The organism is Komagataeibacter sp. NFXK3 (genome assembly GCF_054182245.1).
This window is the reverse complement of sequence record NZ_JAPIVJ010000014.1, coordinates 36,558-50,109: the sequence shown is the minus strand read 5'-3', so window position 1 is coordinate 50,109 and position 13,552 is coordinate 36,558. Positions and strand designations below refer to the sequence as shown.

Annotated in this window: 14 protein-coding genes and 1 pseudogene; 6 read left to right on the top strand and 9 right to left on the bottom strand. The window is 56.9% G+C overall.

The annotated features are described in order from the left end of the window. Positions 1-10 precede the first annotated feature (10 nt). Positions 11-355 (bottom strand): hypothetical protein, encoded by a 345-nt coding sequence (locus tag OQZ28_RS13875; RefSeq protein WP_254511744.1) that lies wholly within the window; start codon positions 353-355, stop codon positions 11-13. Positions 356-826: 471 nt separating this feature from the next. Between OQZ28_RS13875 and OQZ28_RS13870 the strand changes: the two are divergent. Then, positions 827-1,430, top strand: a pseudogene (locus tag OQZ28_RS13870) (transposase). Positions 1,431-1,498: 68 nt separating this feature from the next. On the opposite strand, the gene OQZ28_RS13865 reads toward OQZ28_RS13870, so the two are convergent. Next, the gene (locus OQZ28_RS13865) at positions 1,499-1,696 is read right to left on the bottom strand and encodes a hypothetical protein (protein ID WP_110507789.1); all 198 of its coding nucleotides are present in this window, start codon (positions 1,694-1,696) and stop codon (positions 1,499-1,501) included. Between the two features lie 262 nt (positions 1,697-1,958). Here OQZ28_RS13865 and OQZ28_RS13860 point away from each other — a divergent pair, with 262 nt between their 5' ends. The 3 genes from OQZ28_RS13860 (at position 1,959) to OQZ28_RS13850 (ending at position 3,947) form a co-directional block, all read left to right on the top strand. Continuing rightward, positions 1,959-2,348: a hypothetical protein gene (locus tag OQZ28_RS13860; protein ID WP_217420063.1), complete on the top strand. Its 390-nt coding sequence runs from the start codon at positions 1,959-1,961 to the stop codon at positions 2,346-2,348. Positions 2,349-2,409: 61 nt separating this feature from the next. Further along, positions 2,410-3,414 carry a thioredoxin domain-containing protein gene (locus OQZ28_RS13855; RefSeq protein WP_217420062.1) on the top strand — a complete coding sequence of 335 codons (1,005 nt, stop codon included), beginning with the start codon at positions 2,410-2,412 and terminating at the stop codon, positions 3,412-3,414. After that, positions 3,411-3,947, top strand: a complete 537-nt coding sequence (locus tag OQZ28_RS13850) for a hypothetical protein (protein WP_217420061.1) — start codon at positions 3,411-3,413, stop codon at positions 3,945-3,947. Before OQZ28_RS13855 ends, OQZ28_RS13850 begins: the two co-directional genes overlap by 4 nt. A 405-nt stretch (positions 3,948-4,352) precedes the next feature. On the opposite strand, the gene OQZ28_RS13845 is transcribed toward OQZ28_RS13850, so the two are convergent. Genes OQZ28_RS13845 through OQZ28_RS13815 form a run of 7 tightly spaced genes read right to left on the bottom strand, consistent with a single transcriptional unit; the run spans position 4,353 to position 11,177 of the window. Further along, positions 4,353-4,850, bottom strand: coding sequence for a hypothetical protein (locus OQZ28_RS13845; RefSeq protein WP_217420060.1), 498 nt, complete (start codon positions 4,848-4,850; stop codon positions 4,353-4,355). A 23-nt stretch (positions 4,851-4,873) separates the two neighbouring features. After that, positions 4,874-7,234, bottom strand: coding sequence for a DotA/TraY family protein (locus tag OQZ28_RS13840; protein ID WP_217420059.1), 2,361 nt, complete (start codon positions 7,232-7,234; stop codon positions 4,874-4,876). A gap of 22 nt (positions 7,235-7,256) precedes the next feature. Beyond that, positions 7,257-8,669 (bottom strand): hypothetical protein, encoded by a 1,413-nt coding sequence (locus OQZ28_RS13835; RefSeq protein WP_217420058.1) that lies wholly within the window; start codon positions 8,667-8,669, stop codon positions 7,257-7,259. Between the two features lie 10 nt (positions 8,670-8,679). Continuing rightward, positions 8,680-9,864, bottom strand: coding sequence for a hypothetical protein (locus tag OQZ28_RS13830; protein WP_053323846.1), 1,185 nt, complete (start codon positions 9,862-9,864; stop codon positions 8,680-8,682). Next, on the bottom strand, positions 9,864-10,451 hold the full coding sequence (locus OQZ28_RS13825; protein ID WP_019086208.1) for a hypothetical protein: 588 nt from the start codon (positions 10,449-10,451) through the stop codon (positions 9,864-9,866). Before OQZ28_RS13825 ends, OQZ28_RS13830 begins: the two co-directional genes overlap by 1 nt. After that, complete coding sequence (locus OQZ28_RS13820) at positions 10,448-10,837, bottom strand: hypothetical protein (RefSeq protein WP_235450579.1); 390 nt, start codon at positions 10,835-10,837, stop codon at positions 10,448-10,450. Before OQZ28_RS13820 ends, OQZ28_RS13825 begins: the two co-directional genes overlap by 4 nt. Before the next feature lie 52 nt (positions 10,838-10,889). Then, positions 10,890-11,177, bottom strand: a complete 288-nt coding sequence (locus OQZ28_RS13815; protein ID WP_232275836.1) for a hypothetical protein — start codon at positions 11,175-11,177, stop codon at positions 10,890-10,892. Positions 11,178-11,556: 379 nt separating this feature from the next. Between OQZ28_RS13815 and OQZ28_RS13810 the strand changes: the two genes are divergently transcribed. Both OQZ28_RS13810 and OQZ28_RS13805 read left to right on the top strand, forming a co-directional pair. Next, positions 11,557-12,360 carry a helix-turn-helix domain-containing protein gene (locus tag OQZ28_RS13810; protein ID WP_053323850.1) on the top strand — a complete coding sequence of 268 codons (804 nt, stop codon included), beginning with the start codon at positions 11,557-11,559 and terminating at the stop codon, positions 12,358-12,360. Positions 12,361-12,607: 247 nt separating this feature from the next. Continuing rightward, positions 12,608-13,486 (top strand): hypothetical protein, encoded by an 879-nt coding sequence (locus tag OQZ28_RS13805; protein ID WP_217420057.1) that lies wholly within the window; start codon positions 12,608-12,610, stop codon positions 13,484-13,486. Positions 13,487-13,552 lie beyond the last annotated feature (66 nt).

The following is a 13,552-nucleotide window of genomic DNA, read 5'->3' as shown; positions in this document are numbered from 1 at the left end:
CCTTATACCGTCATGCAATGACGGAGCCACCATGGCCGATCCGTTCGACAGACTTGCTCCACAGCCTCCCCAATCCGATGAACCTCGTAGCAAAAACACGTGGATGCGGCACCGGATCGGTAACCAGACTGAACGCATGCAGTTCAGCCACATCAGACAGGCACGCCGCGCCCCGCAGCATTGCATTGCGCAATACGGAATGAAGATGTTCCCCATAAAGGCCACCCATATTCACGAGAATGCCGTACCCAACGATCATGCATATGCTTGCCAGTCTGTTTTCCGCCCATACAGGCTGGGCAAGCAAAAAAACAATACAAGCAAAACAGAGGTTGGTCAGAAATATCCCTCGCATAGCCTGTATGTCTACTCCTTAGCATATATAAACCCATGTCATCACGGTGACGACTGCATGCTGATAACAGAGAAACCTGACGCGAACCTGAATATTCAGTAGACAAGGACAGATTTTTTGAAAACATCTCCTTATGAAAATGATTACCATTATAAATAAGATATTTTCAGCATTAATCCTCGTATAATTTTCATTTCCAAGCGTTATATAGATGGAATTTTAGGAAACATTAGAAATTACGTTGGTATATCCTTGTTTGTTTTATGACTCCACAAGAACATTATGAGGAGAAAACGTGTATAGTCCCCATATGGGTCACTTTAGAAATTTGTCGTACAGCATAACCTATATACAAATTCTCCTATCGTCAGATAGTTTTATGACTTATACCAAAGGACGTAGCCACTGACTCGTGTATGGAGTGACGAACGGCGCCGGCTCTGATTCTCTTGATGCAGGAGGATCTGGCTGATGACGAGGGCGGTGAAGCTATGGGATGACTATTCAGCCTCTGATCTGAGGCGACTTGCGGCGCGCAGCCGGAATGCGAACGCTGCGCGCTGGCTTCTGGCCCAGGCAGCGTTCCGTAACGGGTCCATCCGGACCGCGATGCAGCCCGCGTAGGCGGCATGGACCGCCAGACATTGTGTGACTGGGTTCACCGCTTCAATACTGACGGACCCGATGGTCTGCGGGCGGCAAGGCTGCCGACTTGGCGCTACTGTTCATCGGTACCGCCAGCATACAATTGCATATCCAGGAAATCTCAAGCCGCGTCGCGCGCGGCGCCCACGCCATCGTGCTGCTTGATCGCGCAGGATGGCATACTACCGACAAGCTGAAGCTGCCCCGCGATGTCAGCCTGATCTTCCTGCCGTCTCGCGCCCCCGACCTGAACCCGGTGGAAAATATCTGGCAGTTCCTGCGCGCCAACTGGCTGTCCAACACCGTCTTCGACAGCGTCGATCACATCATCGACGCTGCCTGCTCAGCCTGGAACAGTCTTACGGCCCTGCCGGAAACCATCCGATCCATCAGACTCAGAAAATGGGCCCACACGAATCAGTACCTATAACCGTTGGTATTACTCCGCGTTTTCTGTATTATTCGAGTATTACTTAGAGCACCATATCGATCCGATTGTCAGTCTGGCATCTCCATCGTGATCAAGCTTGCTTTCGGGATCCAGATTCGGTCATCGTGCAATAGCGCGTTAGTATGGATAACGAGTTTGCTCATTATCGTGGTAACAGCGAGCGTCACATGCTTGCCGTTGTCAATGCGCAGATTATGGCTCTGCTTTAAATCAGGCTTGAACCGCAAGGCTACGAATGCGCTCATGTAAAGCGCATGCTGACTATAGGTGCCCCCAAAGAAACACTTGGTAACAATAACGAGATATGCGTTACAACAAGACGGAATCGTGTAGATTGAGCATCCTGATCATGATTCCGTGGAGCCAGGTGACCAGATTAAATCACGACGGAAATCGTCAATAATAGCAAAGTATATCAGGCTATCTCGTTCCAGAACTCCGTAAGAAGCATGATAATGGTGCATTTCGCTGCTTCAATGTGTTCATCTTGAGCCATGTGGGGATGACATGAAGTTTGATGAACTTCGCTCGCGTTTCGAGCTTATCGATGACGAACCATCCGGACAGCTATGTTTGACGCTGGTTCAAGCGGTTTTAGCGCTTAGATGCAATATTGAATATATCGCTTCTCCCGCGAAAACATCGACTGCCAGACGTGAGCAGGCAAAATCACTGCACCCCATTCTGGTGCTTTGCCACGAAAAAGGCCGTCAGTTGAAAAACGACCACCCGAATTCCCATTATTTGCAACTCCGCGTTGATATTCTTGTAAAAATGATAAGCGAGATGTCGGTCGACGAGTTAGGAAGCGAAACAGGAGAGACGTTTATTCTCTCCCCGAGAGACCCTGCTTTTGAAAATCCCCTGTCTCGAGAAAGGGGGAACGACAAGGAATGATTTTTTAATCGCAGTCGCATGATCAGGGCGTACAGGACATAGGTATTGTCCGGAGTCCGCCATGCGCTGTTTCTACGTGTTGCCATTTCTCCTGCTCATGCACGCGCCAGCGCGAGGACAGCAATGCTCTGTGTCCACTCCGATTGAGTCCAGGAGCGACACCATAGGGCCGACCCTGGAACACGATGATAAAGGTAGGACCGATGCAGTCGCCCACCTTGGGATCGCAGGGGCCAACATCGAAAAACTACCCGATCTCCATGGCTTCGAAACAGGCATCGCCCATACCCGGAACGAACTCCTCGTCTTTTTCGCCCCGGAAAGCCACGCGATCGTGCTTAGCGGCACGCTGATCCCTGTGCCCTACGACATCCTACGTTCCCTGGCCGGATCGCGCGCCCACGATCTCACTCCGGTCGATGGCATCAGGGGAATGTTTGTTCGGGCGGATAACCGTTTTCAGGTCGTCTATGCGACCCCGGATGGTAAGGCAGCAGTCGCGGCCCGCATGTGGGGCGCCACTGGACAGGACATCACAAAAGACCAGATCAGGGGCATTCCGGGAGCCTTACCGGAAATCAGTATCTCTGGCGCTTCAGCCGACGCTAACGAACAGTCCGGGCTCCCGGGTCTCTCGGGAGGCCTTATAGGGATACCTTCAGCCCCGGAAGTCATCATGTTCATAGACCCGCAATGTATCTACTCGATGAAGGCGATGCATATCCTTCAGCCCGCAATCGATGCAGGGAAAGTTCGCCTGAAAATAGTCCCGCTGTCATTGCTTGATTACGAGGATAATGGCGCCAGCACCGTCAATGCGAGAGCCATGCTGTCGCTTCCGGCAAACGAGATGGCACAAGCGTGGGTCAACGGTCGCCTAAACCCAGGATTGACAGCACCTGAACCGGATAGTGAGGAGAAGCTTGCCCGCAATACCGAGATTGCACGGCGGATAGGGCTCACAGGGACCCCAACCTTCGTCTGGATGCACCGCAATGGCAGGATCGGCCGGCTCGACGGCGTTCCCACGGATGTCGCCACGTTTCTGACCTCGGTCTCGCAATGAAGACACGACAGGACCAGACCGGCCCGCGGCGTTTTTTTGCAAGAACGCGCAAGGTGGCCCGGCTGGTGATTGGCGATCCACGTACATTGGTCGCCTGGTCCGATGTAACGAGAAATGCCGCGCTGATTGAAGCCCTCGGGAAGGGATTACTGACGCCAAAAGCCGGTATGCAGGACCCGCGGGCGCCAGACGGCACCCCTATTGATATCGCCGCGATCGCTGCCAAATATGGCGTCGAACCCCGCGTTGTGGCGACCTTACTCGATCAGAGACAGCATGAGACATACAGACGGGCGCTTGCTGCCAGTATGGTCGCTGTTGTTCTGGTTCTTGGCTGGACCGGAGAAATGCTCCTTTCCCACTGGAAGGGCAGCCAACTCCTTGCTGCGCTGGAGTTCGCGCCCTTCTGGACATTTCTGGCACTCGTGGCGTTTCAGAACGCGTGGCTCAACTGGCAGATCCGCGAACGCCGCCTGGGTTCCGCCCGCCAATTTGTCGCTACCGCCGACAGCCTCATTCCCCGCAGGCCGTAACCGCAAGTCCATCTGCATTGCGCTGGTGAATAGATAGGATCGGCGGAGCACTCAGAACGTGCCGGGAGGCGCGTTCTTGTCGCCGCCCTGAGCGCCTGTTGCCCAGGAGGCATGTTCGTAATCCTCGCGCCCCGACATCGCCCGTGGATCATCAGGCCGGACGATCGTACCGGCGCGATCGTACGTAGGGGGTGTCCAGATTACACGTGTCGATCCGTAGGCCGCGTGCGGATCATACCGCGCATGTCTGGTTGGGGGAGCCTTTGGGCCATGCTCATGGGCAGCGGATGACACGTTGCCAGCGCTGCATGCCGCAAGCCAGGGGGAGAAGACAAGAGGTAGAATGAAATGTTTCACGAATGGTCTCCCGCTTAGAGGAGACCATCCTGACCAAGGATCTTGCGACTAGGGCTGCCGCTTTCTCCATTCGTCTTCCATGGAAAGATAGCCTCGAATGCGACGTTCCATGTTCTTGGCTTTGGTCTTCAGCATTGTATGATCATTGCTAAGTCGATGGTATTTGTCGTGGGCTGCCGCAAGATCGCACGCCAGGCGTTTCTCTCGGTCCCCAGCAGCCTTGAGTTGAACTGCCTGCCGCGCAGTTGCTGCATCTGCAAGAGCGAGAGTGTCTTTCAGGTCTTTGATCTGAGCCTCCAGACCAGAAGCATATTCCCTGGATCTGAGCAGATGCTCCTCAAGTCTGTCAGATTCCGCGTTCTTCTGTCGCAGTAAACTTGTCATCTGCGAAAGCAGGTCAGCGAGTTCATCGGCTTCTGTCGGTCGCGCAGACCGTCGGCCGTTAAGCGCACGTTGTATGGAGTTTCCCAGCGTCTGTTCGTACTGGTGCGATGCACGTCCCAACATGAACGCTGCAGCCCCGCTCAGGCCACCATAGTTCGACATCTCAGTTCCTCCTGACCCTAAAGTCAGACGCTCTTTTTCATTGTTGTATCACTTATCAGGGCCCGAGCACCAGAAGATATGCCACCGTTGCCTTGTCCCGGCCCATTCTGATTATCTGCTTTATTTCCTGCCAGAGACTGCTGAATCGAGAGCAACGTGCCCGCCATACCGACAACGGCGGCATCCCGGCTGAACTGGTCGATATCAACCCGGTCCACGTCACCAAATCCGATCATGGCGGGAACCCGCTGGGGCAGGATCGAGATCATCCTGAACGAAATGAACGCCAAGGTGACGTGAATCATGACAAACAGGCTGACCAGAACAATCATGCCGAGGAAGTTGCTCACAATCCAGCCGTTTGACAGCACCAGTCCGGCCGCAATGCCGAAACACATGTGGATCAGCCACGACACTGAATCAAATATAAAATATCCAAGGAAAAGCCCGAACAGCATCAGTACCGGTCGGAAGATGACATTGAACAGAAGGGCATAACCCTGTTTTGCATGACCGTGCAGCCCCTCCCCGTTCATGGTCATATGCGCGAGCATCCACAGAGGCGCTGCAATCACGGACTCACAGACCATGATGAACCATCCAGCCACGGCAAACATCCACATGACAAACGGGATCATCGGGATGACATAGGCGATGGTGAGGCCTGGCATAAGCATGGCGAAACAGCCGCCGATAATCGGCGCGCCAAAAAAGTGCATCAGTGCGTGCCCGGCCCCTGCCGCAACGGCACCTTCAGGATTTCCGCTCAGAAGCGACAGCACGCCAATACCGACGGTGCCGGCCGTAGAAGAAAGAACCGACGCAGTGCCCATGGTGAGAAGGGAGGTCGTGATCATCCAGTTGCCAAGTGACATGAGATTGCCAAACGGATCCGTCCAGTAGCCGTTCGTACCGGACGGCTCGATAAATCCGGTCACGATCTGCAGGGCGTAATCGTTCAGGTGCAGGGCGCGGAACAGCTGGTCGAGCACACCTGCACCGTCTCCACCCGGTATCGCGCCTGTGTACAGGTCAGCATTCCCGCCTGGCGCGGTCACGCCATCCTGCGTCGCAACCATGCTGTCGATGTTTTCCATAAAGGTGTCCGCAGACTGCACAAGAGGCGCAATGTCCGAGGCAAGATAGTTTCCGAGACCGGAATAGGATGGCGTAGTGATGGTTGGCGTTGCGGTCATGAGAGACAGGGTCTGGCCATTGAGGCGCGCGAATTCGAGATAGTAGGCTCCTGCGCCAGTCCACCCGAGATTATCCATCTGGTTGCTGGTGTTGACCGCATCTCCGTTCGTCGAAATCCCCCATTGGTGAAGCGCGAGCGTCTGATTATTGACCGTGTCCTGAAGCTTAGACCGCAGTTGTGCCGCCTGCGTCGTGAGACGCGACGCATAATCGTTGGTGGCATTGACGATGATGGTCATGAGTGGGGCCAGCGACGCTGTCGTTTTCGTCTGCCAGTAATTCTGGGCCACCTGCGCAACCTGGCTGCGAATGTCGCCAAGGATCACGGAATCAAGGACCTGTTTTTGCATACCCGCCTGATCGACCTGAAAACCGGCCAGATTCACCGCGTCAGTGTTGGGCGCCTGCAGACTTACGGCCCCGCAAACTGGTGTCCCGTCTCCTGCGCCAGCTGCCATATTGTAAGAATAGTTGATGATTCCCATCTTCCCGCCGGTCACGGACAGGACAGTCTGCCCGGTGGGAGCCGCAATCAGGTTCGTGTTGTTCGCAGCAATATTAATAATGGCCCGGCAGAACTCATTTTTTACGAGACCGGTCACAATCCCCTTTGTGCCGGGGATGAGGGGCTGTGCGATGACCTTGCCGTCTGGTCCGATCGCCTGCTTCGCCTTGTCGTAGACGACTTTCGCCATGCCGATGCCCCAGAGCGAGCCCTGCACGACAACGGCCTGCGCCGCATTGAAGCCGGTTGTCGGAAGCGGCCACATCAGGATGGCCGCAATCCCGATCCGCACAATCGACATGCTGGTCTGGTTGTTACCCAGGAGTTGCGCTGTTTCTGCACCCCGGTGGATGTTCATGAAGTAAATGTAACTTACGACCGCCATGGCAAATGCCATGACAAACCCGGAAAACCATCCGATCATGGTTCCTATGACCGTCGCCTCGTTGCCGATGCTGGGTGCGTTCGTATCCTGCCCGAATACCGGGAATACGGATCTGATGACCTGCGCCGCCCAGTCACTGCCAGGATCGAGCAGGTCCCATGTCACGTTATAGCCTGTACTGTTCGCTGCATCTCCCGAACCGGTCGCGACGACCGTCTGCGCTGCAGCGGACACGGTAAGAGCCGACAGAAACAGGAGCGGCAGGATGGCGAATACAGGGCGACGAAAGGGCGTCATGGTTTGTCCTCCAGCAGCACAGTCACGGCGCAGGACTGGCGGCGGGACCAGGATTCATCCGCGTCATGAAATCCGTGACCGCAGTCACAGCCTTGTGCATCATCTCGCGGACCTTCTCGCTCACATCTTCCAGCGCACTGGCCCCTTCTTTTTTTCCGGGCACTTCGGCCGCGGTCCTGCCAATCTCGGCATCGATCTGGGTGAAGCGCTGCGTCACGCTGCCAGACATTCCCATGCGCTGGCCTGTTGCCTCGGCGGTTTCCCTTCCTTTTCCGTAGGCTTCGAGCCTGCTAGTGACATTCTCCAGTTGCGCCGCAAACGCCTGGTTATTCTGTTTCTCCGTCACAAACTGGCTATGCAGATCGGCATATCGGCCGCCAGCCTTCATCTCCGACAACACACCGGCAACACCGTCAGGATCACCCTTTCCTGCATCTGAAATCGCCGCCATGATGGAGGAAGCTGGCCGCTCCCTGAGGTCACGCAGGGCCTCCACCGCCTGCTTTCCCAGACGTTCGGTCGCCTCCAGGCTCTTTTCGTCACGCGCGGTGTGCAGCCGGGTACTGAAATCGACGGCCTTTTCCATCCACGATGATGCCGGGTTCGCAGGCTGGCTATCAATGCGCGAGGCAATCGCTTCCGCAAGGCGGGCAAAGCCCCCACCGCGAATAACCTTGACGTCCTCCTGATCCTTGGCCGCCGCGTTCGTTTCCCGTGTGTTCGCTGCCGCCTTTTCCTTTGTGCCGTTGCCATCCATCGTCGATCGGCTTTCCGGCGCATCTTTTGCCGAACCTGTCTGTTTCTCTTGAAAATCCTTCTGAGGATCCATCGTATGGGTCTGTCCGGGTTGGCTGCTGGCCGACTGCTCCGGTCCTGGCGGAGCGCCCTCCCCCGGCGACGCCATTCCACGGGTTTTGTCCGCCTGACCTTTCTCATCGTGCGCAGACCCGGCAGCATGGTCATGACCTGGCGCTGGCTGGCGCCCTGGTTCGGGAAAGATGGTCGCCCTCAGGCTATCGATTGTGTGCGCGATATCCGGGTGGTCCGGATCCTGATGTCCTTCAACCAGTTCGCTAGCAAGTGTCCGGATCGCGTTTACTTCCGGCTGCTGAAGGCGATGCGTTTCACGCATCATCGCAGCGACCACAGGTTCGTTCAGACCCGGGTAATGCGCAGCGCGCTCCGTCATCTCCGCATGAAGCGGATGGTCATCGTTCAGCGTCGGTCCCAAAAGGCGCTCTACATCCTGCACGGCGTATGCGACGCGCGTACGGAACCCGGGATCATTCTGGACGTCAGGCTCACGGGATTCCTGCCGCAGCCGGTCATATGCGGCGGCCTGCCCGGGCGCCTGCTTTCTGTATTCGGACTGCACGCGATCGAGGGTTTTCAGCACATCCTCGATATCGCCGGTTTTCTGCTGGGCCTCAGACATGACGGACCTCTTATGGGTTGATCGTGGGAGACGGCATCGGGGTGAGGCCGTCCTTGAAGGCGACCTCTTCTTCCTGTGCGACCCGGGTAGCCCCCATGGTCGCCAGATAGAGACTGAGGCGGTAGTTCTGGAGTGCCAGGTAATTGGCCTGCGCCATTTCGGTGGCGACCTCGCGCATGACGGACGCGGGAGGCATTGCCTGGAGCGAGGCGTTCCAGCTTACGCTGGAAACCCTGCGATTGACTTCCAGCGCCATGGCCTGCAGCCACGACGCCTTGTCGAGCGGTGTGAGCCCCTCAGCCGTCATTTCGGCCTTCTGGTCACGCGTCAGCGTGACGGACGGCACGCCAAGAGATGTGACGTAGCCCGTGACCCAGCGCGCAAGAGACATACGACTGTTGTATGACCGGCGCCGGGTTGCGGCTTCACGTCCCCGAAGGCTGGACAGCTGCTCGCCACGCAGGGCCGCCGGCGCTACCGGCTGGATGAGCGTGGTCGCATAATCATTGGCTGCATCCACTGCGCCATCCGCGGACAGGGTATCGGCGCCGAACAGACTGGCGGCACGCTGGTCGGCGTTCGGCAGCCGGGACACGGAAGAGCAGAGCCCCTGCGCCACGTCGTCGGATGAACAGTAGCGCTTGAGGTGCAGGGACATGTTCGCATCCGTGCCCTGCGACTTGCCGTAATAGGAGGGCGTGCCCTGGCCTGCCTCACCGCGGGGATCGCTCACGGTCGCAATGGCGTACACCGCAGAGCGCGCCGCTTTGGACGCGGCCACGGTGGACTGCTGGGCGTCAAGGCCCGCGCAGAATTCCGGGTTCATCATATGCTCGTCCCGGATTCCGGTTTCCTGCTGGCGCCGTAGAAAACCGGCCATCGCCGCGTCCTGGGCATCCATGAGTTGCGACTGGGCACCAACCTGGGCTTTTGCGTAATTGGCAACCTGCGTGAAGCCCTTCGTCAGGAGAGACGCCACGGAATTGGGGTTTGTAAGGCTACTGAGGTTTGAATCGATGCTGGTTGTCAGGTTTTTCGTCATCGTATCGAGGGCGCTGCCCGTGAACGCCTGAAGAAGCTTGATCGCTGCAACGACCGCGGCGTCACTGAAAAGCGCATATGCCGGACGCGGCGTGACTGCCAGCACGCAGACGCACGAAGCGGCACCAATGGCAACCATCTGCAGCCTGCGCATCAGAACACTCCGTCCACGAGATTGCTCAGGCTGTATCCGGTCGGAAGCTGGGGAGATCCGTTGATATACAGGTCAGTCGTACCGCTCGACGTCCCCGCAATGGCGGTCGCAATTGGCGGACCACCACCACCGAAACTCAGGCTCGGGCACATGAGTCCGCTACTCGAGCCAAAACCAAGCCCCAGGTTAACGCCTGACAGACTGAGTCCACATTGGGTCGACCCCATGGCGTTCCCCCATGCGGCCTGTGCTGCCTGACAGACCTGGCCACCTATCTGGCCCTCGACGGCCTGCAGCAGGGCCGCGGGGTCAAGGCCGTTCGTGATGAGATTCAATCCGGTGCCGTTGAAAAAATTGCTCAGGCAGGACAGGCCGTTGACGCTATCCGGCTGCTTTTCATAGGCGTCGTTGGCCTGGACGCGTTCGTTTACGGCTGTTGCCGCCGCCTGGGTCAGGGCGGCGCAGCCGACGCTTCCCGTCGATGTCGTGGCGCCAGAGGCGCCTGATGACGTGGTCTGCGCATGCCCCTGTATCGATACAAGAGCGGCAGCCACTGACAACAGGACACGGAAGCGCAGATCGATCATGCGGCCTCCTGACGTGTGGCCGGACGCGTCACAGCCTCCAGCAGGGCAATCCTTTCCGGAGCAAGAAGGCGATGAAGCGCCTGGCGCCTGCTTTCCGAAATCACGCCCCGTCCAAAAGGGCTGTCCGCCGACAACAGGTCCCTGCGGCCGCGCAGATAGGGGATCAGCGCGTCAAGGGAGCTGACCAGATCAGGCCATTCATGCGGCGCGACACCAGAGAGGATGGCGTGCCAGGCCGACCTCGCTGTCATATCATTGTCCAACATCGCGATGACGTCCTCTCCGCCCCTGATGCGCCAGATCTCGCCGAGCGCATCCAGCGCAAGGGCGACATTGGGCATCGGGGAAGGATGTCCGGATTTCAGGACGGATGAGGGCTTGTTCATGGAACCTTCCTCGGGAGATTACGACGAAGGTGTCGGGCCATCATGCGACCAGTCAGCGAATTCGACGTCGGACCGCGACTTTATTATGACCAACATCAATGACGTCACCCGCCTGGGCTACCGTGGTCGCCAGAACCTTGTTCCATTCCCGGCCGCCCTGCCAGTCAACAGGAACGCTGGTGTCCACGTCCGCCGCGAACACCACACGCACCCCATGCGGAACGATCTGACGCACGGCGAAACCAAGTGGGACCTGCTTTCCATAACCGCTGGCGATATGGAAATACCGACGGGCTGGAACATTCCCGGATGTTCGAGGATCCACACCAGTATCAGCCAATGCGCCCGGACCTTCCTGCCCAGCGTCTCCCGGTGATGGTAAGGCTTCCCCGCCGGTTGTCCCCATCAACGCCGGCTGGGACGGAGTGTCCGGAGAAGTTGTCTGGACAAGATGAAACGCGGCAGGTGTGACAGATATGGGACCAGAGGCCAGCGCCATAACCACGGCAGGCATAACAGGCATATGAGTGTCTCCATCAAGCTCTCCTGACCAGAGCAGCGGCCTTTGCGACCTCAGACACCTTTTTTGCGGGCTCCAACTCGACTATCATGACGTTCCGTCACGCGTGATCCCCTGTCAGGACGTGACCAGTCGATATCTTCTGGATGTTGGAAGTTTCTTTTGCTGAGGAAAACGCCCGCCGTGAGAGTAAACGAAAATGTCCCATGACAATGGCAAGATGCAAGCCGAGGCTTTATTTGCATCCGGCCAATTATATAGAGACATCGGGAAAATCATTTATGACAGGCGAACTGCGCTTGACTGGACGCAGGTACACCTCGCCAAACTGGCACGGTTGAATGTATCGGTCATACGGAGCATCGAAGCAGGTCGTCCGGTCTCCCTGGAAACATTATCGGCGCTGCTACGGGTATTTAAGATAGATCCGCGCGATATTCTTCCGCAAGGCGCACCGGAAGGTACATGGTTTGCCCATCTGGATCTCGTGGCATCCGCCACGCAGCTGAAAAAGACCATGAGGCAGTGTTCGGACTACAATCTGGCAATCCAGAAATTACGCGACATTATTGGAAATATTTCAAAGACGTTTAACCTGCCGGAAATACCGGCCAGATTGCCGATCGATCATTATTCACACAGTGTCGCCTTCACCTCGGGGGAACGGCAGGACCTCCTTGAGATATTTGGCCGCAGGATTCAGATATTCAGGACGCTTCAGGGGGCAACAGCGAGCCAGATCGCCCATAAATCACATGTTTCCCTGACCAGCCTGAGCCTGATCGAAGCAGGGCTCAGAAATCCGAGCCTTGAAACGGTTTATCGCATCGCCGAAGGACTGGCCGTCTCCGTTTATTACCTGATCCCGGGAATACATGACGACGCAGACCTTTTGCGTTCCCTGGACATGACCGCGTGGGCAATGTCCGCGCAATCACAACTCGAAGCCCTCGCTGATCTCGAGTCCATTATTGGTCACCTCGACGATATCGCAAGCCACTGACCGGGTGATGAAGGTATGGAGACTGTCAGGAAAGAGGTCTCCTTTCTTATGGCAGGCCATATGCCTTGGGCTGTCCATTCCAGGTGATGTGGCCCGGCGGATCACCAACGCGGACCGGAAACCGCGTCTGGAATCATATTAGCGCGTTCTGCGCTATTTATTTCTTGACGGTTATATAACGATTAAGAGATATTATTCCCAAAACACGCAGCCTATCCCGAAAACGCGATGACGAGGGCATACCGCCATGAAGTCAGCATCGTTCGGCCAGGTCATAAAACACGGTCTGTTTACATGGCTTCAGACCTATCCCACGCCAGAAATGACACGCGCCCTCTATGCCAGGCTGCGCGACGAGGTCCTTGTGGCGACAATGCTCACCCTGACAGTGCAGGAGGTGAAGGAGTCAGTCGCGCAATGGGCCGACCGACCCCGGAATGTTTTTTATGAAGCGCCTGCACGCAGGGGAGCATGGACAAGGACCGAGCTACTCATTCTCGGCCAACGCTGGCTCTGCGGTGATAAAACCGCCGACATAGCCGAGATGCTTGGCCGCTCGGCCGGGAGCGTGCGTGCAAAAAGAAAGCAGCTTGGCCTGCCACCGCGCATCAGACTCTCAAAAATACAGGCGGAGACCATACTTGCCGAAAAGCGGAGCGCCATTCCCGCAGATCCCGCAGTTGTCCTCACATGGGAACAGGCTTCGCTGCTTCCACCCGAAGCCCGACGGGGACGGACATGGCTTGTCAGGAACAGCCTCAGCAGGCTGACCCTCACAGGACATAAGGGCGGAGACAAGGTGCGGTGGCACGAGGCCGCCAACATTGAAATCGCCTACCGCCATTTTGCATTTCAGAACCCGCGTGAAATTGCACGGGACTTTCTTATTTCGGAAAGCGCGCTGAAATCCCAAAGCTGCTGGGAGCAGCTTCCGCCACGACGCGGCGCCAAAATGCCCTGGTTCATTCACGCGAGGGCCGAATATTATATCGGCGAACACCACTACATCCGGCGGGAATGCCTCTGCAAGAGCGGATGCTTTTTCTGGACCACCCGCAAGGGTGGTGACCGGGTCAGCAGACGATACCGCCGCAGCATTGCCGCCACGCATGGCATAGCCGCCTGAGTAGTAGCGGGAACCATCAAAGAAAAAACGTGCTGGTCGCAAGATAGACTTCCAGCCTGCTCTCAT